The sequence below is a fragment of the Burkholderia sp. MSHR3999 genome, from assembly GCF_000833595.1.
GTDB classification, from domain to species: domain Bacteria; phylum Pseudomonadota; class Gammaproteobacteria; order Burkholderiales; family Burkholderiaceae; genus Burkholderia; species Burkholderia ubonensis.
Genome location: NZ_JRFO01000005.1, coordinates 317,303 through 339,450 on the forward strand (window position 1 = coordinate 317,303; position 22,148 = coordinate 339,450).

A 22,148-nucleotide genomic window follows, 5' to 3' on the forward strand; every position below is an offset into this window, starting at 1 on the left:
ACGAGGGGGCCGACATGGATGCGGAATGGATCGAGGCCGTCGCGCCGGACGTGGTGCGCAACGACGGGGTGATCGGCGTGCTGGTGGGCGGGCGGGACATCGCGCTCTATGCGGTCGGCGACGAGATCTTCGCGACCGAGAATCAATGCACGCACGGCGACGCGCGGCTGAGCGACGGCTTCCTGCTCGACGACGAAATCGAATGCCCGCTGCACCAGGGGCGGTTCAGCGTGCGGACGGGCATCGCGCTGTGCGCGCCGCTGACGATGTGCGTGCGGACCTATCCGATCAAGATCGAGAACGGCCGCGTGTTCGTGCGGCTCGTCGCGACCGAGGCAGCGGCCGGCGCGGACGCGCGGACGTAAGCGCGGGCCGGCGTCGGCCCGGAACAGGCAATTCGAATTTCGGATGCGGGAACGGCGCGCGATGCGTCGTTCCCGCCAATTGCATTTCTACGGAGGTGATATGGCGGCATACGTGGTGTTCGATATCGACGTGCTGGATTCCGACGCATACCAGGACTATCGCCGGCTCGGCGCACCGACGGTGGCGGCGTTCGGCGGCCGTTTCCTCGCGCGCGGCGGCGACGTCGAAACGCTGGAAGGGGACTGGGCGCCGAAGCGGATCGTCGTGCTGGAGTTCGAGACGGCGGAGCGCGCGCGCGCGTGGTACGACTCGGACGGCTACCGCGAGGCGCGGCGGCTGCGCGAGCGGGCCGCGCGCACGATCGGCATCCTGGTCGACGGCTATGTGCCGGCCGCCGGCGATCCGCACTGAACGGCTTCCGGCGGGCAGCCGCGACGCGCGCGTCGGCGCGGCTTCATGACGCTCACGCGCGGCGATACCGGATCGCCCAGACGGTCAGCAGCGTGGCGCAGAACAGCAGCAGGCAGCCGAACGAGAAGTCGTTCAGCGCGAGCATGTGCGCCTGGTTGTCGAGCGTGCGCGCGACCGATGCGAGCGCGCCGGACGGCGACAGGCCCGCGCGATCGAGCTGCGCGAGCCAGTCGGCGGCGCCGGGATCGAACGGCGTGATGCGGTCGACGAGATAGGTGTGGTGCACGCGGGAGCGGCGCTCGAAATAGGTGGGCGCCACCGACGTCGCGATGCTGGTGCCGAGCCGACGCAGCGCGTTCTGCAGGCCGGACGCCGCCGGCAATTGTTCGCGCGGCAGGCCGGCGATCGACAGCGACACGAGCGGCGTGATGAAGAACGCGGTCGCCGCGCCCATCAGCAACGAGTTGGCGGCGATGTCGCCGATCGTGACATCGGTGTTGAAGCCCATCCGCCAGAACGACGCCGCGCCCCAGCCGATCAGCGCGATGGTCGCGAGCTGGCGCGGATCGGTGCGCCCCTGGAGCTTGCCGATCAGCGGCGCGAGCACGATGCCCGCGATGCCGAGCGGCGCGGTGGCGATGCCGGCCCAGGTGGCCGTGTATTGCTGCTGGGTCTGAAGCCACAGCGGCACGAGCACGAGCGCGCCGTAGTAGAGGCCGAAGCCGAGCGTGATCGCGATCGTGCCGGCGGCGAACTCGCGGCTCGCGAACAGCCGCAGATCGACGATCGGATGGCTGTCCGTCAGCTCCCACAGAATCAGCGCGACGAACGACACGGCCGCGACGACCGCCAGCACGCGGATCTGGTCGGACGCGAACCAGTCGAGGTTCTCGCCACGGTCGAGCAGGAGCTGCAGCGAGCCGAACGCGGCCGCGAGCAGCAGCAGCCCGACGATGTCGACCGGCAGCCGCCGCGTCGGGTTGTCGCGCCCCGCCAGTTGCCGCAGCAGCACGACCAGCACCAGCGCCCCGGTCGGCACGTTCACGTAGAAGATGTACGGCCAGCTCACGTTGTCGGTGATCCAGCCGCCGGCGATCGGGCCGAGCACCGGCGCGACGAAGGTCGTCGTCTGCCATACCGACAACGCGACATGGCGGCGCGCGGACGGGAACAGCGCAAGCAGCAGCGCCTGCGAGAGCGCGGTGATCGGCCCCGACGCGGCGCCCTGCAGCGCGCGGAACATCAGCAGCGCCTCGAAATTCGGCGCGAGGCCGCACAGGATCGACGTCAGCACGAACAGCAGCAGCGAGATCATGAACAGCCGCACCTGGCCGAAGCGCTGCGCGAGCCAGCCGGTGAGCGGCAGCGTGATCGCGAGCGGCGTCGCGAACGACGTCAGCATCCAGGTGCCCATGTCCGGCGCGACGCCCAGGTCGCCGGCGATCGTCGGGACGGCGACGTTCGCGATCGTCAGGTCGAGCGTCTGCATGAAATTCGCGACGCTGATCGCGATCGCGGCGAGGATCAGCGGCGCGCCGGTCAGCGGTTCGAGCGGCTGCTTCGGTGCCGGATGGCGGGCGGAGAGGGCGAGGCGGGCGAGACGGACGAAGAGGGCCATCGTCAGGCTCCCGGGGCATGCGCGCGCGCGCCGCTGCTCGTGCTGCTGATCGCGCCGCTGTTGGCACGAATCGTCGCGGCGACGAGCGCATCGCCCGCGTCGTCGTCGCGCTGGTAGATCGACGTCGCGTCGATCGACCTGCGGACCGCCACCTCCACCGGCAGCGGCGACGCGGACGCGGCGCCCGCGCCGCTGTCGACCGGCACCGACGCGGTCATCGACAGCCCGATGCGCAGCGGATGCGCGCGCAGCTCGGCGGGATCGAGCGAGATCCGCACGGGCACGCGCTGCACGACCTTGATCCAGTTGCCGGTCGCGTTCTGCGCGGGCACCGACGCGAACGCGGCGCCCGTGCCGGCCTCGATGCCGGCGAGGCGTCCGTGGAACACCACGTCGCTGCCGTACAGGTCCGCGCGCAGCTCGACCGGCTGTCCGATGCGCATGCCGCGCAGTTGGGACTCCTTGAAGTTCGCCTCGACCCACACGTGATCGAGCGGCACGAGCGCCATCGACGGCGTGCCGGGCGCGACGTGCTGGCCGACCTGCACGACCCGGCGCGTCACGAGCCCGCCGAGCGGCGCGCGGATCTCGGTGCGGCGCAGCGCGAGCGCGCAGCTGCGCACGCGCGCGGCCGCCGCGCTCACGAGCGGGTTCGCGTCGATCGACGTGCCGTCGGTGCGCGCGAGCGACGCGTCGTAGACGGATTGCTGCGCGCTCAGCGCGGCCGCCGCGCTGTCCATCGCATCGCGCGCGTGGCGAATGTCCTCGCGCGACACGCCGCCGTCCTGCGCGAGGCTCAACCGGCGCTGCAGGTCGTCGCTCGCGCGGGACCATTCGGAGCGGCGCAGCCGGATCCGCGCTTCCTCGCCGGCCGCGTCCGCGTGCGCGGTCCGGTATGCGCGCACCGCGTGCGCGAGCTGGGCCACCGCCTCGTCCAGCGCGAGCTGCGCATCCGTCTTGTCGACGCGAAACAGCAGGTCGCCCGGGCGGACCCAGTCGGCGTTCTGCACCATCACCGCGTCGACGGTGCCGCCGATCTGCGGCGAAATCTGCACGACGTCGCCGGCGACGTACGCGTCGTCGGTCGTTTCGGTGCCGCGCGCGGTGGCCCAGAAGACGACGCCGATGCCGGCCGCGACCGCGAGCCCGACGAAGAACCAGCGGAAGTAGCGCCGGCGGCGGCTGTGCAGCGACGGTTCGGCGGCGGGGGTGCCAGGGGTGGCGGGACGATTCATCAGTTGCTCCGAGAAATCCCGTCACGGATGGCGGGAAGGAAAGAAGCGCGCTTGACAGGCAGCTTCTTCCACGAGTTAGGATGGCCGGCATGATCCTTGTCTATCGCTACCGGGTGAAGTCGCTCAACGGACTCCTGAACAAGCAGAGCCGAGCGGTGAACTACGTCTGGAACTTCTGCAACGACACGCAGAAGCACGCGCTCAAGTGGAGCAAGAAGTGGCCGACGGGGTTCGACCTGAACGTGCTGACCACCGGCAGCAGCAAGGAACTCGGCATCCACTCCGGCACGGTCAATGCCACGTGCGAGCAATACGCGAAGTCGCGCAGCCAGCGCCGTCGCCCTTATCTGCGCTATCGCGGCAGAAAGTCGTTGGGCTGGGTACCGCTGAAGGGCAGAGATCTGAAGCGCGAGGGCGACGCGTTCCGCTTCGCTGGCAATACCTTCCGCGTGTTCAACAGTCGCCCGCTTCCCGACGGCAAGATCAGGGACGGCACCAACTTCGCACAGGATGCGCGCGGCAACTGGTTTCTGAACATCGTGATCGAGAGGCCCGATGTTCCGGCGCGCCCGATCCGTTCCGGCGTCGGCATCGACCTCGGCCTGAAAGACTTCGCCACACTTTCGACCGGCGAGAAGGTGGCCCACGACCGGTTCGGCCGGCGTGCGGCCGACAAGCTGGCGAAAGTGCAACGGGCGCGCAAGCACAAGCGGCATGTCGCAAAGCTGCATGCCAAGGTCGCCAACGCCCGCGCCGACTTCCAGAACAAGCTCGCACTCGATCTGGTGCGGCGCTTCGATTACATCGCGGTCGGCAACGTGTCGGCCGTGAAACTCGCCAGAACCAGGATGGCGAAGAGCGTCTACGATGCGTCCTGGTCGTCCTTCCGGGACAAGCTCCGTTACAAGGCGATGGCGCACGGAGCCACGTTCGAGGAAGTGGACGAAAGCGGTTCGACCCAGTCCTGTTCGTCGTGCGGGTCGAAAGACAGCACGACGCGGCCGAAAGGTATCGCGGGACTGCGAATAAGAGAGTGGGCCTGCAGTGGCTGTGGTGTCGTGCATGATCGTGATACCAACGCTGCATTGAACATTCTCCGATGCGGACGTGCATCGCCAGGGGTGGGAATCGCCTCCCTTTAGGGAGGCGAGGACGTCAATGCGTGGCTCCGTTTCCATTGGAGGGGGCGCCGCCGAGCGCGGCGATCAGCCGGGCGTGCTCGATCGCGTATGACGCATCCGCGCGCGCGACCGCCGAGCGGTCCTCGAGCAGCCGGCTTTCGGCGAGCAGGACCTCGAGATAGCCCGAGATGCCTTTCCGGTAGCGCTGCGTTTCGATGTCGTAGGTGCGTTGCGCGCGCGTCAGCGCCTCGCGCCGGAGCGCGCGCTGCCGTCCGAGCGCGTCGATCTGGACGAGCGCGTCGCTGACCTGCGCGAGCGCGTTGACGAGCGTGTCGTCGTACTCGGCGACCGCGGCGTTGTAGGCGGCCGTTTGCGCGCGCAGGCCGGCGCGCAGGCGGCCGCCCTCGAAGATCGGCAGCGTGATCGCCGGCCCCGCGCCGACGGTGCCGCTGTTGCCGTGCAGCAGCGCGCGGAAGCCGAAGCTCTGCACGCCGGCGAACGCCAGCAGGTTCACGTCGGGGTAGAACGCCGCGCGCGCCGCGTCGATGCCGGCCGACTCGGCCTCGACCCGGTAGCGCGCGGCAAGCACGTCCGGGCGCCGGCCGACCAGCGCCGCGGGCAGCACCGCCGGCATCGGCGGCGCGGCCGCCGCCGGCGCGGCGGGCGTCAGCGCATCGGTGTAGCCCGGCCCGCGGCCGACGAGCGCGGCGAGCCGGTGGCGCAGCCGCGCCGCCGCCGCCGCCGCATGCGCGTCGATCTCCGCCTGCGCGAGCGGCACGGGCTCGCTGGCCCTGAGCACGGCGACCGGCATGTCGAGGCCGGCGTCGGCGCGCTGCGACGTGAGGCGCAGCAGGTAGGTGTGCTGCCGCAGCGTGTCGCGCGCGATCGCCAGCAGTTGCTGTTCGAGCGCGAGCTCAAGGTAGGTTTCGACGATTGCCGCCTGCAGCGACACGGCGGCCGACTGCGCGAGCGCGCGCTGCTGGTCGGCGCGCAGCGTCGCGGCGCGCGCCAGCGCGTGCAACCGGCCGGCGAGGTCGAGATTGAACGACGCGTTGAGGAGCGCCTGCGCGTCGACCTGCCAGTGGCCGGCCGCGGGCGGCGGCGTGCGGTAGTGGCCCGGCAGGCGCGTCGGCACCGCGCTGACGTTTGCGTCGAGCCTCGGCTGCAGCGCGGCGGCGTCGACGTCCGCGTCGGCGAGCGCCTGCGCGACGCGTTCGCGCTGCGCCTGCAGCGACGGCGCGCCGGCCATCGCATCGTCGACGAGGCGGTCGAGCTGCGCGTCGCCGTACGCGGCCCACCAGCGCGCCGCGATCGCCTGCGTGCCGCCGGCGGCGGAGCGGATCGCGTCACCCGCGTCGAGCTGCTCGACGGGCGTGATCCGCGCCGCCGGGCGCTGCGGTCCGAACGGCGCGCAGCCCGCGAGCGCCAGCGCCGCGATCGCGGGAATCAGGCGCCGGATGCGGCGCGCCGGATCGAGGAGAACGGTCATGGTCGATTTCCCGTGTCCCGGTGGTCGTTGGAGAGTATCTAAAAATATATCTTTAGATATTATTTTGCGTTCGGCAACTGGCAGAAATGGCAGTTGGCCGCAGGCGGCGCACGGGCGCGGATGCGTGAAGGGGGCAGATTCTGTCTGGCGGCTTTCAGGGGGGATCGGTTCGGGTTGTCCGGGACGAGGGAATCAGCGGCTTGACCCGGCAGCGGACGGCGCGCGGCCGTCAGTCAGAAAGCGACCGATTTCATTGACGATTGTTTGGGGGGCGGCCAGCGCAAGCCCGTTATTAGCGTGAACAGGCCCTAAGCCGCAGCGAAATCGAAGCGAAGCCGAAATGGTCAGGAAAATGATGCGATCCAATGGAAAAGCCGCGGGCCGTACCAAGCGCAGCCGATCAACAGGACGGCGGTCAAGCCGACATTCCAGGCGAGAATCATCACCGTGGCATCGACCGGATGGAACAGCGACAGCGCCACCGCCGTCATTGCCGACACGGCGACGCTTCCGACCATCGCTGCAGGCATGGGTGCGAGGCGTGCAACGTGGCGCAGCATGATCAGCAACGTCGACGAAAGCGGCACGCCGGTGAGCACGAGCGTCGCGAAGCAGCGGGCGGTTTCGCCCGGCGACAGACCGTCCGGGCCAATCTGGACCCAGTTCGTCAGGCACCCATAGCCGATCGTGGAGATCCAGACGAGCAAGGCCGGAAGCGGCAGCAGCAACCAGCGTAGCGAGCGGCCGGGTACGCTGGTGATGAATGCGGCGACGACGGCGAGGACCGCCGTCACAATGGCCGCCACGATGGCTGTGACGTATGCGCTCTCATGCAACTTGAGCGGCAAGTCCGGCCGCAAGCCGTGAGCGGTCGCGATGCACGCAAGCAGCAGCACCGCAAACGTCAGCCATCCAGCCGCTCGCCAGAGCGGTCGGCGCAGCGGACGGACGGGCGCGCTGTCGGCCACCAACGCTTCGATCAGTTCGGATGTCGAGCGCCTCATCGATCGTTCTCCTGCTTTTCCAGCAACCTGCGCAACGCCTTGAGCCCGCGATGAACGGCGACCTTCAATGCGCCAACGGTCATGCCGCTCGCCACTGCCGCCTCCTTCAACGACATCTCCTCGAGTTTCAGCAGCTGGATCGCGTCGCGCTGGCCGGGGGGCAACTGGGCAATCGCGTCGCGCAGCACCCGCGCATCTGCCGCGTCTTCCATAAGATTCGCTCCAGGTCCCGGCAAGGTTTCATGGTCGGGATCGAACGGCAGCTCGCGCGATGCCGCGCGTCCCTGGCGGCGCAACGCGTCGACGATGCGGCGGCTCGCGATCGACACCAGCCAGGGCCCGAACGGCCGCTCGGGCGCGTACGTATGACGCACCTGGTGCACGGTTGCGAGAATGTCCTGAACCACGTCTTCGACGGCATCGGGATGCACGCCGTGGCGGGCGACCAGCCGCCTCAGGTACGGGGCGACGCTTTCGAGCAAGCGCCGGTAGGCGTCCCGGTCCCCGATCTGTGCGCACGCCATCAACATCGACCAGTCGGGCGAACCGTCCTCCCGAGTCGCTGCATGCCCGCCGGTGCCGCGCTCCGGTTCCGACGCCGGCCGGACCAGATGGATGCGGCTTTCCTGATGGCCTTTCTCGTCAGTCATATCCGATCGATCCCGCTGCAAGGCCCAGTGCAGAAAAAATTCCAGCGCACTGCGTAACCTTTGGTCGAAACGCAGCGAATTTTCCGACATGGTCGCGCATCGGCGATCTCCCTCTCAGGAGAAGACACCATGAACCAGTCCGCTTCAGCCATTTCCTCGCTGTCCGCCGCCGTCGGGCTGGCGCTTGCCATGCAAGCCGTCCCGGCACCGGCACAAGGCATGAAGGATATGAGCAATATGCCGCAGGTCGTGAAGGACAACATGTCGAGGATGGCACAAAACCATCTCGAAAAATGCTACGGCGTGAACGCGGTGGCCAAGAACGATTGCGCCGAGGGTGCTCATTCGTGCGCCGGCCAGGCGACGCAGGCCCGTGATTCGAAGTCGTTCGTGCTGCTGCCGGCCGGCGACTGCGGCAAGATCGCGGGCGGCAAGCTCAAGGCCGGTTGAAGGCGCGCTCGCGATGAACGTGTCCGCGCCGTTGCTCAGCGTGACGCCGCGCCCGGCTCCGGCGCGGGCAGGCGTCGGCCTGCGTTTTCGGCACCATCGGATCGTGCTCGACCAACGGCCGGCTGTCGCATGGTTCGAAGTGCACACGGAGAACTACATGGAGGGCGGAGTGGCGCTGCAATACCTGGACGCCATCCGCCGCGACTACCCGCTGTCGCTGCATGGCGTGGGCCTGTCCCTCGGCAGCGCGGACGGGCTCGATGCGAGGCATCTGGCACGCGTGCGGGCGGCGGTGCGGCGTTTCGAGCCCGCTCTGGTTTCCGAGCATCTGTCGTGGAGTGCCGTCGGCGGAACCTATCTTGCCGACCTGCTGCCGTTGCCGATGACCGACGAAGCGCTCGCCGTGGTATGCCGGCATGTCGACCAGGTCCAGGCCGCGCTCGGACGGCGCATTCTGATCGAAAACCCGTCCACCTGCCTGCGCTACGTCCAATCGACCATTCCCGAGTGGGAATTCCTGTCGGAAATGGTGCGACGCACCGGCTGCGGCCTGCTCTGCGACGTCAACAATATCTATGTCAGCGCCTGCAATCACGGCTGGGATCCCCAGACCTATCTCGCTGCGTTGCCGGCGGCGGCAATCGGTGAGATTCATCTGGCCGGCCACAGTGTCCGACAACTCGAGAACGGCCGAACGCTGCGCATCGATGATCACGGTTCGCGCGTCGCCGCGGAAGTCTGGTCGCTGTACCACGACGCCCTGCGCCGCTTCGGCGCGGCGCCGACGCTGATCGAATGGGACACCGACGTCCCGCCGCTCGAAACCCTGCTGCGGGAAGCGGCGCGCGCCGACTCGATATTGGAGGCAATTCGACATGAATCCGCGCTCGCCGACGCTCGCTGAGCTGCAGCAGGCTGTTCGACTCAGCCTGCTCGGCGCCTCGGATGACGCAGCGGCCTGGATCGCGCCCGACGGGCTGTCGCCGCACGCGCGCCTCGCGATCTATCGCAACACGGCGACGAGCGTCCTCGTCAACGCGCTGCGCCTCGCGTTTCCGGCACTGGAACGTCTGGTCGGCGCGGAATGCTTCGAAGGGGCGGCCCGGCGCTTCATCGAGGCGTCGCTGCCGCAAAGTGCGTGGCTGGACGAATATGGCGCGGCGTTTCCGGCGTTTCTCGCGCAGCTTCCGGACATCGCGTCGATCCCTTACCTGATCGACGTCGCGCACCTCGAATGGCAGGTCAATGCCGTGCTGCATGCTCCGGACGCACCGGTACGCGACGTTGCCCGCCTTGCGTCGCTCGACGACCGCACGCTCGGTACGCTGCGGCTCTTGCCGCATCCCGCAGTCCGGCTCGTGCACAGCGATTTTCCGGTCGACAAGATCTGGCGCGCCGTCCTCGAGCAGGACACCCTGGCGATGCCGGCGATTCGTCTGGACGACGAACCGGTTAATTTGCTCGTGCAGCGCGTGACCGAAGGCGTCGACGTGATCCGCCTGGGCCGCGGCGAGTACCGCATCGCGACCGCGCTCTTTGCCGGCGAACCGATGCGCGACGCGCTGTCTCATGCGACGCACGCGGACGGCTACGGACTCGTGGCCATGCTGCTCGCGCGCGGATGCTGTGTCGAGGCCGTACCGGCGTCGGACAACTGGCCGTATCACGGAGGATCATCGTCATGCGTCACCTGACCCGAACGGATCTCCATGCGTCGTCCGTGCTCGCACGCGTGTTGCGCGTCGTGCAGTGGCTCGAGCAGGTGCCGTATTGGCTACTCGCGATTCCACTCAGGGTTGCGGTCGCGACGATCTTCTGGAATTCGGCAATGGCCAAGCTTGCAAACTGGGACGCGGCGCTCGAGCTGTTTCGCGACGAATACAGGGTACCCGTGCTGCCCCCGGAGATTGCAGCCTACCTGGCCGTGTCGATCGAGCTGAGCATGCCCGTCTTGCTCGTGCTGGGATTGGGCACGCGGCTGGCGGCATGCGTGCTGCTCGCCATGACGTCCGTGATCGAGATTTTCGTCTATCCGCAGGCATGGCCGACGCACATCCAGTGGGCCGCCATGCTGCTCGTGCTGCTGTGCCGTGGAGCCGGCGTGCTGTCGGTGGATCACTGGCTGCGCCGCCGGTGGGCGTGTCCGGCCACGCACGAAGAAGGGTGATCCGGCGTGGTATGAATTCGCAATGCGGGCAGGTCAGCATGGATTCGAGGATGGCGGTCATCGCGGCTCACAGTCCACTTTCAGTAGAACAGCGGCAGCACGGCGATGGTTGAGAGTCGAGCATGTTGCTGCGCGGTGATTTCATGGGCCAACCGCTGCGCCTTGTCGCGACTGGATCACTTTACCCCGCTAAAACGCACGGAAATCAAGGAGAGGCCATCAACCGGCGGCCAGCGCGTCGAGCGCCGCCGCCAGCGATTGATCGACGGACTGGCCCGACGTATCGATCCGGCAGTGGGCGCAGGCCCGGTACAGCGCTTCGCGCGCGTCGTGCAGCGCGGCGAGCGCTGCGCGGGGATCGTCGACGTCGAGCAGCGGGCGGGACGCGTCGTCGCGCGTGCGGCGCCACAGCGTGTCGAGATCGCTCGCGAGATGGATCACGTAGCAGCGCCGGCCGAGCCGGGCGCGCGTGTCGTCGCGCAGCACCGCGCCGCCGCCGGTGGCGAGCACGAGGTTCGGGCCGCGCGTCAGCGCGTCGATGACGGCCGCCTCGCGTGCCCGGAAGTCGCCGGCGTGGAACAGCGACGCGACCGGCGCGCCGAAGCGGCGCTCGAGCTCGCGGTCGGAGTCGACGAACGGCAGCGCGAGCGCGCGGGCGAGCGCGACGCCGAGCGTGGTCTTGCCGGCGCCGGGCATGCCGACGAGCGCGATGCGCGTCGAACCGGCTCGCGCGACTGCGCTCACAGGCGGCTCCGCAGCGATGGGGCGCGGCGCGTGACGGCGGCGATGCGCTGGATGCGCACGCAGTTGGCGAGCTGGTCCAGCGCATCGGCGACGAAGGTGTGCGACGCGTGCCGGGTGGGTGGGGTGCACGACGGGGGCGGCGCGGCGGCAAGCGTGTCCAGCGCGACGCCGGCGACGACGAGCGTGCCGTCGCACAACGCGTCGGCCAGCGCGCCGATGCGCACGCCGAGCGCCGGCGACGCGGCGCCGAGATCGGCCACGACGCGGCGCGAGCGCGGCCAGTCGACGGATTCGCCGACGCGGGACGGCCAGCGAACCAGCAGCCCGCCCGGAGGCGCCGCGAGCGGCGCCGGCGCGGCGTCGAGCAGCCGCCACACGAGCGGCGGCGCGGGCAGGCGCGCGCGCCAGCGGCCATAGGCGGTCGTCGCGGCGTCGGCGATCGCGGCGGCCGGCAGATGAAGCCGTGCGCAGCGCTGCAGCAGCCGATCGGCGCCGCCGGCGCACAGCGGCGCGCGCACGAACGGCAGCAGTTCGAGTTCGTCCTCGTATTCGGCGCGCAATGCGCGCAGCCAGCGCCCCGTCTCCAGCGGCAGCAAACCCGGCGCGGCGATGCCGCACAGCACGAGCAGGCGGTCGTCACGGCCGTCGCGTATCGCGAGCACGCGCGCGGCGGCGCGGGACGCGGGCGCCGCCGGTGCCGCCCTCATCGCGCGGCCTCGCCGCACGCGTGCACGGGCTCGACGCCGGCCGCGCGCGGATAGGCGCCGAGGATGCGCAGCTCGGACGCGACGGTGGCGATTTCGGCGAGCGCCGCGTGCACCTGCGGATCGCGTGCGTGTCCGCCGAAGTCGATGAAATACCGGTAGGGCTGGCCGGCGGTTCGCGCGGGACGCACGTCGAGCCACAGCAGCGGCGCGCGGTGGCGCGCGAGCGCGTCGAACACGCGCGCGAGCACGTCCGGCGCGTCGCCCGGCAGCAGCGCGATGCTGGTGCGGTCGTCGCCGGTCGGCTCCGGCGCCGGTCCGCCGACGATCACGAAGCGCGTGCGATTGTCCGGGTCGTCCTGGATCGCGCGCGCGACGATCTGCAGTCCGTACAGTGCGGCCGCCGGTTCGCCGGCGATCGCCGCGCAGTCGTACAGGTGCGCGGCTTCGCGCGCGGCCACCGCGTTGCTGGAGACCGGCACGCGGCGCAGGCCGGGCGCGTGCGCGTCGAGCCAGGCCCGGCATTGCGCGAGCGCCTGCGGATGGCCGGCCACGCTGTCGACGCCGTCGAGCGAGCCGGTCGCGCTCAGCAGGCAATGCGCGACCGGCAGCACGATCTCGCCCGTGACCGGCGCCGTCTGCGCGGTCAGCCGGTCGATCGTCCGGGTCACGCTGCCTTCGGACGAGTTCTCGATCGGCACGACCGCGCGTTCGACGTCGCCGCGCGCGAGCGCGTCGAACACCGCATCGATCGTCTCCCGGGCGTGCGCCTGCGCGTATCCGCCGAAGTAGCGCTGCATCGCGCTTTCCGTATGGGTGCCCGCCGGACCGAGGAACGCGACGGCGGGCGCGGACTGCGCGTCCCGGCTCGCGCGGAACAGCGCCTGCCAGATCGCCGTCACGTCGCGGTGGCGCAGCGTGCCGGGGGCGCGCGTGCACAGGCCGGCGAGGATCGACGATTCGCGCGCCGGCTGCCGGATCGCGAGGCCCGCGTCCCGCTTCAACTGGCCGATCTCGGCCGCGTGTTCGAGGCGCTGGCCGATCAGCGCGAGCAGCTTGTCGTCAATGGCGTCGATCTGCGCGCGGCGGCGCGCGATCGCTGCGTCGACGGTGGGGGGCGCGGCGAGCTCGGAGGGCGTCATGGCGTTTCGACCGGTGGTGACGAGGACAGGGCCGGCGCGCGGCGCGCAGCGGCGGCGTGCGCGGCCGGCGCCGGGTGGAGGCGCGCAACCGCGCGCGCGTATTCGGCTTCGAGCCGCGCGACGATCTCGGCGACGCTGAGCACCGCGTCCATCGCGCCGACGCCCTGGCCGGCGCCCCAGATGTCGCGCCATTGCTTCGTGCCCGCGTCCGGCGAGAAGTCGAGCTGCGCGCCGTCGACGCGCGTGAGGTGTCGCACGTCGAGCCCGGCCGCCTCGATGCTCTGGCGCAGGTAGTTGCCGTGCACGCCCGTGAACGCGTCGGTGTAGACGATGTCGGACGCGGTGGCTTCGACGATCGTGTCCTTGTAGCGCTGCACGACGTTCGCCTCGTGCGACGCGAGGAAGCGTGTGCCGATGTACGCGCAGTCGGCGCCCAGCGCGCGCGCGGCGGCGATCGCGTCGCCGGTCGCGATCGCGCCGGACAGCGCGATGAAGCCGTCGTAGAAGCGCCGCACCTCGCCGACGAGCGCGAACGGCGACAGCGTGCCGGCATGGCCGCCGGCGCCCGCGGCGACGAGCACGAGGCCGTCGACGCCGGCTTCCAGCGCCTTCTGCGCGTGCCGCACGGTCGTCACGTCGTGCAGCACGAGGCCGCCGTACGCGTGAATCGCGTCCACCACGTCGCGCGACGGCGCGCGCAGGCTCGTGATCATCAGCGGCACGCGCCGCTCGATGCAGATCCGCAAGTCCTGTTCGACGCGCGGATTGGACGGGTGGCAGATGTGGTTGACCGCATACGGGCCGACCGGCGCATCGGGATGGGCGTCGCGGTGCGCGCGCAGCGCGTCGTCGATCGTGTCGATCCAGTCGCCGAGCTGCGCGCTCGGCCGCGCGTTGAGCGCGGGGAACGCGCCGACGATCCCGCTCTTGCACTGGGCGAGCACCATATCCGGATAGCTCGCGATCAGCATCGGGGACGCGATGACCGGCAGCCTGAGCCCCTGCAGGGCAAGCGGCGTCATGATCCGGCTCCGCCGCGTCAGCGGGCCGCGAGCGCCGCGCTGTCGCGCCGCTCGTTCAGCCGTTGATGAAAGCCGTCGCGGCTGACCGCGCAGCGCGTGTGCACGCCTTCGCCGACGACGCCCACCGCGTCCCGCACCTCGACCCGGTACGTCATCATGCGGCCGTCGACGCCGATCAGCTCGGCGTCGACCGTGACCTCCCATTCGGGGGGCGTCGGGGCGAGATGCTTGATCTCGAAGTTGTAGCCGACCGTCATCTGGGTCGACGGCAGCAGGTGATCGGTCGCCTGCATGCAGGTCTGCTCGATGAAGATGATCATGATCGGGCTCGCGAGCGCATGGGCTTCGCCGCCCCATTGATCGGCGAGCGAAATCGTGTCGACGCGGTGCGTGGTGCGGGCGCGCAGGCCAGGTTCGATGGTCAACGGAAGCTCCTCGGGTAAAGGTTCGAAGGACGAAACAAGCGTCACGCCGCGCGTGCCGCGCGTCGCTGCATCTGGCTGAAGATGTTGCGGCAGTGCATTTCCTCGGTGCCGCCGGCCGAGCCCATCGCGAGCGCGTCGGCGACGAAGGTCGCGAGCGGGCCGCTTCGATAGCCGTCGCTGCCGTGGATCGCCAGCAGATGCAGCGCGGCCTGCGCGAGATCGCGTGCGCCGACGAGCTTGGCGATCGAGCAGTTCGCGAGCGCGTCGGGATCATGCGCGACGAGTTGATCGAGCGCGGCGCGGGCCATCCAGCGCGTGCGCTCGATGCCGACCCGGACGTCGACGAGCCGGCGCTGCACGTGCTGATGCGCATCGAGCGCGACGCCGAGCGTCTTGCGCTCGGCCACGCGGGCGAGCGCGTCGGCGAGGAACGGCTGGGTGACGTCGGCGCACAGCAGGCCGAATAGCGCGCGATTCATCGACGCGATGTCCATCAGCAGGCGCAAGCCGTCGCGCGGCGCGCCGAGCAGCTCGTCGTCGGCCACCCGCACGCCGGCAAGCGTGACGTCGCCGATCGGCAGGTCCGCGACGCCGAGCGTCGCTTGCGGCGGGCTGCGCCGCACGCCCGGGCGCTCGGGATCGATCAGCACGAGCGCGGTGGCCGGCTTGTCGTCGACATGCGACGACGCGACGATCATCATCAGCCGGGCGTCGGGCGCGTGACTGATGTTGTACTTGTGGCCGTCGAGCCGATACCCGCGGCTGTCGCCGTCGCGCGCGAGGCGCGTCTCGAGCGCGCGCACTTCGGTGCCGGTGCCTTTCTCGGAAATCGCGGTGGCGCCGATCTCGCCCGCCATCAGCCGCGGCAGGTGACGCTCGCGCTGCGCGTCGGAGCCGTAGGCGGCGATCGCGCGAATCAGCGTCGCCTGGTTCGCGAGCGCCATCGCGAAACCGACGGAGCGCAGCGTCGTGGCGATCGCCTCGAATGCATCGGCGAAGTCCCGCCACGTGCGCCCGGCGCCGCCGTGCTGCCGGGCCACCGGCAGCCGCCACAGTCCGGCCTCGGACAATGCGCGCCACGCGTCCAGATGAAACGCGCCCGCCGGCGCGCTCGACGCGTGTCGTTCGGCAATGTCGCGGAAAGTGGCGGCTGTCGTGAGCCGCTCGTCGATGGCGGTGAGAGTCATGTCGGCGAACGAACCATTGCGAGGAACATGTCGCCAATCTAAAGAAAAGCCCCGCAGCGAGAAACTGTCAGTTATCGCACTGTGCGGGGCATGCGTCGCGCGGGGCGGCGCGCGTGCATGCGCGCCGCCGATCCGCAGCGGTCATTCAGTACTCCGGCCGTTTCGTCGCCGGTCAGGCCCGCTTCTTCGCGGCCAGCGCGGCCCGCTCGATCCACTGGATGGCCGGCGCATCGCGCTCGCCCGGCTCGGGCCTGCCGAGCAGGAAGCCCTGCACCTCGCGGCAACCGGCTTCCGTGATGCACGCGAGCTGCTCCTCCGTCTCGACGCCTTCCGCGACGGTCGTCACGCCGAGGCGCTTGCCGAGATCGGCCACCGCGCACACGACGGCGGCGCAGTCCGGGCGCGTGACCGCATCGCGCACGAAGCTGCCGTCGATCTTGATCTTGTCGAACGGGAACGCGCGCAGGTGCGCGAGCGACGAGAAGCCCGTGCCGAAGTCGTCGAGCGCGACGCGCACGCCCATCGCGCGCAGCGCGCGCAGGTCCGCGACGGCCTTGCCCTCGTCGTGCAGCAGCGCGGTTTCCGTCACCTCGATTTCCAGGCGGTCGGGCGTGAGGCCCGCGCCGGCCAGCGCCGCCGCGACGGCCGGCGCGATCGTGCCGTGGCCGAGCTGCCCGGCCGACACGTTGACGGCGACGCGCGCGCCGTCCGGCCAGCGCGCCGCCTGCCGGCACGCTTGGTCGAGCACGAAGCGGCCGAGCCGGTCGATCAGGCCGCCGCGCTCGGCCACCGGAATGAAGCGGGCCGGCGAGATCCAGCCGGCGCGCGGGTGATGCCAGCGCAGCAGCGCCTCGCGCGTCGTGATCCGGCGCGTGCGGACGTCGACGATCGGCTGGTAGAACACGTACAGCCCCTGGCTCTCGTCCAGCGCGAGCCGCAGCTTCGATTCGAGCGCGATCCGCTCCTGGGCGCTCGTTTCCATGTCGGGCGAGAACATCCGGTACGTGCCCTTGCCGGCTTTCTTGGCCGCGTAGAGCGCCATGTCCGCGCGCGACAGCAGCACCCCGGCGTCGTTGCCGTGATGCGGCGCCAGCACGCAGCCGATCGACGCGCCGATGCGGAACTGCCGGTCGGGCGACGGCGCGTAGGGCGCGACGAGCGTGTCCACGAGCCGCGCGGCCGCCCCCATCGCGCCGTCCGCATCGGTGTCGCGCATCAGCACCGCGAACTCGTCGCCGCCGATGCGCCCGAGCATCATGCCCGGTTCCGGGCACTGCCCGCGCAGGCGTTCCGCGACCTGGCGCAGCACCTCGTCGCCCGCCGAATGCCCGCGTGCGTCGTTGATCAGCTTGAAGCCGTCGAGGTCGATGAACAGCAGCGCGATCACCTTGTCCGAGCGGCGCAGGCATGCGTCGAATTCGGCGAGGAACGTCGCGCGGTTCGGCAGGCCGGTGAGCGAATCGTGATGGGCGAGCTCGTGGATGCGCGCCTCCGCCTCGGCCTGCCGCGTGACGATCGACCACGACAGCATCGGGCCGATGTAGTGCCCCTCGGCGTCGCGCACGGCCGAGACCTGGAGGTCGAGCACTTCCGGCCCGAGCCGGACGCGGGTGCGATGCGGCAGGTTCGCCGGATCGGCGAGCAGGCGGCGCTGGTGTTGCGGGTGCGGGTGGAAGACGTCGATCGGCGCGCCGAGCGCGTCGTCCGCGCGGATCGGCAGCAGGTGCTCGATCGAGCGCAGCAGGTTCAGCGACGTCGCGTTCAGGTAGTTGATGCGGAACGTCTCCGGGTCGGCCGTCATCACGGCGACCGGCATGTCGTCGATCATCTGCATCAGCCGCGTCTGCGCATGCTCGCGCATCCGCGATTCGGCCTGCGCGTCGACGGTGTGCAGGAAGCCCCGGTAGTTGACCGAGATGACGGCGATCAGCGCCGCCGACACGACGACCATGTTGACCGCGGTGGCGACGAGCGTCGGCTGGCGCGTCGAGATGAAGAACGCGATGAACGCGACGTTGACGATCACCGCCACGGTGAGCGCGGCCGAACGCAGGTACATCAGGCTGAAGACGCAGCCGATCAGCGTGATCGCCATGTAGAACGCGACTTGGGCCTTCTGCCACGCGTCGCCGTACGGGAACAGCAGCAGCGCCCACGTGGTGAACGTCACCGCGATCGGGATCACCAGCCGGTTCGTGAACGTGAGCGCGCGCGACACGGTTTCCGGCGTCGGGTCGAGGAGCCGGGCGCGGCGCCAGTGCAGCAGCCGCACGAGCGACGCGAGCGTCATCGCGCACGGCGCCGCGACCGTCAGCCAGGCCGGAGAGCTGCCCAGGTGCGTGACGGCGAGGCTCCAGGTGCTCGAGATGAGGATCAGGTACATCACCGGAAGCTGGCCGGCGAATACCCGGTATTGCGCCGCGAGCAGGTCGGGGTTCTGGGCCGGCGCCGCGATGCTTGCCAGTCTTGCCATCCGTGCGTGGTGGGTTTTCATAGGGGCCTGCCTGGTGCAACCCGGGCTCAGGTTGCCGTGTCCGGCGTGGTCGGGTACCCGTACGGGCGCGGCTGCATGTCGGAAATGGCGGCCATTTCCGGCACGGGGGCCGGCGCGCGGGCGCGGTTGCTGCCGGTCAGCGTGATCTGCCCGCTGCCGACAATTTCGTTGAGCGGCGCGGGCCGGCCGAGCAGGAAGCCCTGCGCCTCGTCGCAGCCTTCCTCGGCCAGCAGGGCAAGCTGGTCGTGCGTCTCGATGCCTTCGGCCAGGATCGGAATGCCCAGGCTCTTGCCGAGCGCGAGCACCGCGCGGATGATCGCGCGATCCTGCGGCCTCAGTTCCGCGTCCGCGACGAACGACTGGTCGAGCTTGATGCGGTCGAACGGGAACGAGCGCAGCGTGTCGAGCGACGAATACCCGGTGCCGAAGTCGTCGAGCGCGATGCTGACGCCCAGCGCCTTGATCTGCCGCAGCGTGTCCAGCGCGCGCTCGCGGCCGGCGAAGATCGTCGATTCGGTCAGCTCGAGCTGCAGGCGCGACGCCGGCAGGCGGGTTTCCTCGAGCACCCGCGCCACGAGCGCCGTCAGGTCGGCGTGCATGATCTGCATGGCCGACACGTTCACCGCGACGACATAGGGCGGCTCCCACGTGGCCGCCCGCGTGCACGCTTCGCGCAGCACCCACGCGCCGATGTCCAGGATGACGCCGCTTTCCTCCGCGAGCGGAATGAACTCGGCGGGCGCGATGGTGCCGAGCGTCGCATGCCGCCAGCGCAGCAGCGCCTCGTAGCCGCGGATCTCGCCGGTCGCGAGCGAGGTCTGCACCTGATAGTGGATGCTCAGCTGGTTGTCGGCCACCGCGCGGCGCAGGTCGGCCGCGAGGCTGCGGCGTGCGCGGACGACCAGGTCCATCGCCGGCTCGTAGAAGCAGACCGGCTGCGTGAGGCTGCCCTTGGCGCGGTACATCGCGAGGTCCGCGTTGTTGATGAGGATCGCCTTGGTGGTCGCATCGTCCGGGTAGACGGCGACGCCGAAGCTCGCGCCCGGCGCGATCTCGTAGTCGTCGATCCGGACCGGCTTGAAGAGTGCCGGCTCGAGCCGCCCGAGCAGATCCATCGGGTGCGTGCCGTCGCTCATCCGGCACAGCGCCGCGAATTCGTCGCCGCCGATGCGGGCGACGAATTCGCCGTCGCGCAGCAGGTTCGTCATCCGCCGCGCGAGGATGCGCAGCACCTCGTCGCCGGCGTGATGGCCGCGCAGGTCGTTGATTTCCTTGAAGCGGTTCAGGTCGATGCCGATCAGCGCGAGCTTCGTGCCGCGCTCGTGCGCGAGCGCGATTTCCAGGTCCAGCCGTTCGTTGAAGCTGGCCCGGTTCGGCAGGCCGGTCAGCATGTCGCTCAGCGCCATCCGACGCAGGTGTTCGAGCGATTCGGCCCGCACGTTGCTGTCGATCACGTAGCTCACGAGCCCCGTGCAGACGATCACGAGCGACATCGCCGTGACCGCCAGCGCCAGCGGGCGCAGCGCGTTCGCGTCGGTCCACGCGCCGTCGAGCGTCAGCGGCGTCACGCGCAGCGCGCACATGCCGGTGAAGTGCAGCGCGAGGATCGCGAGCGACAGCACGACGGCCATCTGGTTGACCGCGTGCCGCGACGGCAGCATCGCGAGGTGCAGCGCGAGCGCCGCGAGGGTCATCGACAGGAGCACCGACGCGATCAGGTAGCCGACGTCCCACGACACGAAGCCCTCGACCCGCCACGCGAGCATGCCGGTGAAGTGCATCAGCACGATCGCCACGCCGACGACGGCGCCGCCGAGCGCGGGGGCGGCGGCTTTCGCGGCGCGGCAGGTCGTCAGCACGAAGCCGATCGTGCTGCCGCCGACCGCGATCACCAGCGACACGAGCGTGAGCGGCAGGTTGAAGTGCACGGGCGCGCCGGCTTCGAACCCGAGCATCGCGACGAAGTGCGTGCACCAGATCGCGACGCCGGCCGAGATGGCCGTCAGCACATGCCAGCCGAGCCGCTGCGTGCCGGTGGTATTCACCGTGCGCTGGAACAGGCGCGCGGTGACCCACGAGCCGGCCCCGCACAACAGCGCGGCAAGCAGCAGCAGCCAGAGATTGTGCCTATATACGATGCACCCGAAAACTGTCGCCACAAACCTTCCTTTCGCTATCCGTCTCGCCGTTTGTTGTCGTATCGGATCGAAGCGGCGGAGCGGCGCCGCTTCGATCCGGAACGCATTAGAGATATCGGCAGGCGATGAATAAACTGAACGCCGGCGACAGATGCGCAAACGATTTCGCGGAATATTTTTTGTCGAGACCTCGCGATACGGGGGCGGGCGAAAGAAAGGATTTCGAAATGCAAGGCTGCTCCGAAGGGCGTCGATGCCTCGACGACGCTCGCCGATCAACGGGAGCCCTGTCTTCGACTCATGGTCCGGCGCCCGGGAATGAGCCCGCAGAAGCACCGAACCGAATGCGTGGCAGATAAATCAGGCGGTTGATCCCGCCCAGTACCACGGCAACGCTGACGAACAAGTTGAAGGTATCGTTGGCGATGGCCGCAACCACGATCGATGCGAATGCCACCGCCAGGTCCATTACTTCACCTTGAACGAATAGTCGCCATGCGTGCGATGTCCGTCCGCAGCCACCGCCACCCAATGGACGGTGTACCGGTCGACGGGCAACGGCGGCAGCGCAACGCTGATCGACTTCCGGTTGTCGGGGCTGACTTGCGCTTTCGCCGTGTTCATCTGCTTGCCCGCGGAATTGCTGACGGTCAGCGAGCTGAATGCGGGTTCGAGCGGCCCGTCGAACACGATCGTGACGCTGGCGGGCGCCGGCACTTCGGCGCCCGCCGACGGAGACTGGGTTTGCGGGAACACGTGCGCGAACGCGGCAGACGGCATCAGCATGACCGCCGCGATGGTAGGCGCGCGGTAGTTGCGCAGAAGACTACTGAACCGCTTCATTGCTACTCTCCTTTGCCGAAGATCGGTTTGCCGAGCGAGTTCGGCAATACATCGTCCAGGAACAGATGGGCTTGCAGCAGCACGCCCACACCCGTTCCGCTCGCATGATTGACCGGAATCTGCGCTTCGACGCCGAACTGGCCCCAGCGATTTCCCCACATCAGGCCGGGATTGATCGTCCCGGTCGTGTGGCCCGAACACGGGCTGGCGGTGCACGTGCTCATTGGAAATTCGACCACCGGAATCAGGTTGCTGAACGGCGCCTTGAGCCCGACGTCCTGCACGAAGTTCTGCAGATAAGGCAGGCTGTATTGCACGGTGACGCCCCAGCTCAACGAATTCGGATCGGCACTGTTCAATGTCAGGCGCGGGCCGACGGTTCCCGTGATCGCAAGCGGCTTCAGGTATTTCAGGCTGTCGGGCAGGTCGCCGAGGCCCTTGCCGAAATAGAGCGTCGGCGTGATCGCCGAGTGCGGATCGGCGATCGAATGCGCGCCGGTCCCGCCCAACTCCGCGCTCGCGCCGACCGATGCCATGAACTCGTGCTTTTCGTTCACGTAGAAGCGGTACTTGGCGCCGACCTGCCAGTTGTCGAAACCACGCGCCGAGCCGCCGTTCGGTGCGTTCAGGTTGATGTAGGTGCCCGTCACGGAAAGCTGGAAGCTCGGCGTGATCCGCTTGTCCCATTCGAGCGTCGTCGTATTGGTGTTCTGCTTGTCGCCGTCATCCGTGCTGGATCGCAGGTGGCCGAATTCGAGGTTCAGTTCGTCTCCGACGCCGGGATCGTCGACCGCCATCGTGGCAGGAAATACGCGATTGCCGGCCACCGCATGGGCCGACGCATCGGCTGAAAGGAGGCAAGAAGCGAGCGCGCATAGCGTTACGGCGCCCCGTTCGAGAGTGGTTCGCATGTTGATGTCCTGGTTGACTATTGAGGC

The 22,148-nt window shown here is 69.4% G+C and carries 23 protein-coding genes; 7 read left to right on the top strand and 16 right to left on the bottom strand.

Annotated elements, in window-relative coordinates:
* The first annotated feature begins 14 nt into the window (after nt 1–14).
* Both KY49_RS15120 and KY49_RS15125 read left to right on the top strand, forming a co-directional pair.
* A complete protein-coding gene (locus KY49_RS15120) occupies nt 15–365 on the top strand; it encodes a non-heme iron oxygenase ferredoxin subunit (RefSeq protein WP_042585456.1) in 351 nt (116 codons plus the stop codon).
* A 100-nt stretch (nt 366–465) separates the two neighbouring features.
* Nucleotides 466–777: a DUF1330 domain-containing protein gene (locus KY49_RS15125; RefSeq protein WP_042585457.1), complete on the top strand. Its 312-nt coding sequence runs from the start codon at nt 466–468 to the stop codon at nt 775–777.
* A 52-nt stretch (nt 778–829) separates the two neighbouring features.
* On the opposite strand, the gene KY49_RS15130 is transcribed toward KY49_RS15125, so the two are convergent.
* Entirely contained in the window at nt 830–2,395 is a 1,566-nt protein-coding gene (locus tag KY49_RS15130) for a DHA2 family efflux MFS transporter permease subunit (protein WP_042585458.1), read from the bottom strand.
* A gap of 2 nt (nt 2,396–2,397) precedes the next feature.
* Nucleotides 2,398–3,630 (bottom strand): HlyD family secretion protein, encoded by a 1,233-nt coding sequence (locus tag KY49_RS15135; RefSeq protein WP_042585459.1) that lies wholly within the window; start codon nt 3,628–3,630, stop codon nt 2,398–2,400.
* 89 nt (nt 3,631–3,719) lie between these two features.
* Here KY49_RS15135 and KY49_RS15140 point away from each other — a divergent pair, with 89 nt between their 5' ends.
* A complete protein-coding gene (locus KY49_RS15140; protein WP_042585818.1) occupies nt 3,720–4,772 on the top strand; it encodes an RNA-guided endonuclease InsQ/TnpB family protein in 1,053 nt (350 codons plus the stop codon).
* 13 nt (nt 4,773–4,785) lie between these two features.
* Here the strand turns inward: KY49_RS15140 and KY49_RS15145 are convergent, their stop codons facing one another.
* The 3 genes from KY49_RS15145 to KY49_RS15155 all read right to left on the bottom strand — a co-directional run bounded on the left by KY49_RS15145 (nt 4,786) and on the right by KY49_RS15155 (nt 7,894).
* Complete coding sequence (locus KY49_RS15145) at nt 4,786–6,240, bottom strand: efflux transporter outer membrane subunit (RefSeq protein ID WP_052495716.1); 1,455 nt, start codon at nt 6,238–6,240, stop codon at nt 4,786–4,788.
* A 344-nt stretch (nt 6,241–6,584) separates the two neighbouring features.
* Entirely contained in the window at nt 6,585–7,244 is a 660-nt protein-coding gene (locus KY49_RS15150; protein WP_042585460.1) for an NrsF family protein, read from the bottom strand.
* Nucleotides 7,241–7,894, bottom strand: coding sequence for a sigma-70 family RNA polymerase sigma factor (locus tag KY49_RS15155; protein ID WP_042585820.1), 654 nt, complete (start codon nt 7,892–7,894; stop codon nt 7,241–7,243). The genes KY49_RS15150 and KY49_RS15155 overlap by 4 nt, the downstream gene beginning before the upstream one ends.
* A gap of 129 nt (nt 7,895–8,023) precedes the next feature.
* On the opposite strand from KY49_RS15155, the gene bufA1 reads away from it, so the two are divergent.
* Genes bufA1 through KY49_RS15175 form a run of 4 tightly spaced genes read left to right on the top strand, consistent with a single transcriptional unit; the run spans nt 8,024 to nt 10,511 of the window.
* Nucleotides 8,024–8,344: a BufA1 family periplasmic bufferin-type metallophore gene (gene bufA1 / locus KY49_RS15160; RefSeq protein ID WP_042585461.1), complete on the top strand. Its 321-nt coding sequence runs from the start codon at nt 8,024–8,026 to the stop codon at nt 8,342–8,344.
* Nucleotides 8,345–8,357: 13 nt separating this feature from the next.
* Nucleotides 8,358–9,248, top strand: a complete 891-nt coding sequence (bufB, locus tag KY49_RS15165; RefSeq protein ID WP_042585462.1) for an MNIO family bufferin maturase — start codon at nt 8,358–8,360, stop codon at nt 9,246–9,248.
* Nucleotides 9,220–10,038: an HvfC/BufC N-terminal domain-containing protein gene (locus KY49_RS15170; RefSeq protein WP_042585463.1), complete on the top strand. Its 819-nt coding sequence runs from the start codon at nt 9,220–9,222 to the stop codon at nt 10,036–10,038. The genes bufB and KY49_RS15170 overlap by 29 nt, the downstream gene beginning before the upstream one ends.
* Entirely contained in the window at nt 10,026–10,511 is a 486-nt protein-coding gene (locus KY49_RS15175; protein ID WP_042585464.1) for a DoxX family protein, read from the top strand. Before KY49_RS15170 ends, KY49_RS15175 begins: the two co-directional genes overlap by 13 nt.
* Before the next feature lie 219 nt (nt 10,512–10,730).
* Here the strand turns inward: KY49_RS15175 and KY49_RS15180 are convergent, their stop codons facing one another.
* From KY49_RS15180 to KY49_RS15225, 11 genes are all read right to left on the bottom strand, one after another.
* Entirely contained in the window at nt 10,731–11,255 is a 525-nt protein-coding gene (locus tag KY49_RS15180) for a shikimate kinase (protein ID WP_197083581.1), read from the bottom strand.
* Nucleotides 11,252–11,962, bottom strand: coding sequence for a hypothetical protein (locus tag KY49_RS15185; protein ID WP_156162537.1), 711 nt, complete (start codon nt 11,960–11,962; stop codon nt 11,252–11,254). Before KY49_RS15185 ends, KY49_RS15180 begins: the two co-directional genes overlap by 4 nt.
* A complete protein-coding gene (pheA, locus tag KY49_RS15190) occupies nt 11,959–13,101 on the bottom strand; it encodes a prephenate dehydratase (protein ID WP_042585466.1) in 1,143 nt (380 codons plus the stop codon). The genes KY49_RS15185 and pheA overlap by 4 nt, the downstream gene beginning before the upstream one ends.
* Nucleotides 13,098–14,123 carry an NAD(P)H-dependent flavin oxidoreductase gene (locus KY49_RS15195; protein ID WP_082062389.1) on the bottom strand — a complete coding sequence of 342 codons (1,026 nt, stop codon included), beginning with the start codon at nt 14,121–14,123 and terminating at the stop codon, nt 13,098–13,100. The genes pheA and KY49_RS15195 overlap by 4 nt, the downstream gene beginning before the upstream one ends.
* 17 nt (nt 14,124–14,140) lie before the next feature.
* Entirely contained in the window at nt 14,141–14,548 is a 408-nt protein-coding gene (locus KY49_RS15200; RefSeq protein WP_042585467.1) for a thioesterase family protein, read from the bottom strand.
* Between the two features lie 41 nt (nt 14,549–14,589).
* Nucleotides 14,590–15,735, bottom strand: coding sequence for an acyl-CoA dehydrogenase family protein (locus KY49_RS15205; protein ID WP_042585468.1), 1,146 nt, complete (start codon nt 15,733–15,735; stop codon nt 14,590–14,592).
* Nucleotides 15,736–15,907: 172 nt separating this feature from the next.
* Nucleotides 15,908–18,229, bottom strand: coding sequence for a putative bifunctional diguanylate cyclase/phosphodiesterase (locus tag KY49_RS15210; RefSeq protein WP_042585469.1), 2,322 nt, complete (start codon nt 18,227–18,229; stop codon nt 15,908–15,910).
* A 26-nt stretch (nt 18,230–18,255) separates the two neighbouring features.
* Nucleotides 18,256–20,388 carry a putative bifunctional diguanylate cyclase/phosphodiesterase gene (locus KY49_RS15215; protein WP_042585470.1) on the bottom strand — a complete coding sequence of 711 codons (2,133 nt, stop codon included), beginning with the start codon at nt 20,386–20,388 and terminating at the stop codon, nt 18,256–18,258.
* A gap of 277 nt (nt 20,389–20,665) precedes the next feature.
* Nucleotides 20,666–20,836 carry a hypothetical protein gene (locus tag KY49_RS37340; RefSeq protein ID WP_156162538.1) on the bottom strand — a complete coding sequence of 57 codons (171 nt, stop codon included), beginning with the start codon at nt 20,834–20,836 and terminating at the stop codon, nt 20,666–20,668.
* A complete protein-coding gene (locus KY49_RS15220; RefSeq protein ID WP_042585471.1) occupies nt 20,836–21,210 on the bottom strand; it encodes a copper resistance CopC family protein in 375 nt (124 codons plus the stop codon). The genes KY49_RS37340 and KY49_RS15220 overlap by 1 nt, the downstream gene beginning before the upstream one ends.
* 2 nt (nt 21,211–21,212) lie before the next feature.
* Nucleotides 21,213–22,121: a hypothetical protein gene (locus KY49_RS15225; RefSeq protein ID WP_042585823.1), complete on the bottom strand. Its 909-nt coding sequence runs from the start codon at nt 22,119–22,121 to the stop codon at nt 21,213–21,215.
* Nucleotides 22,122–22,148 lie beyond the last annotated feature (27 nt).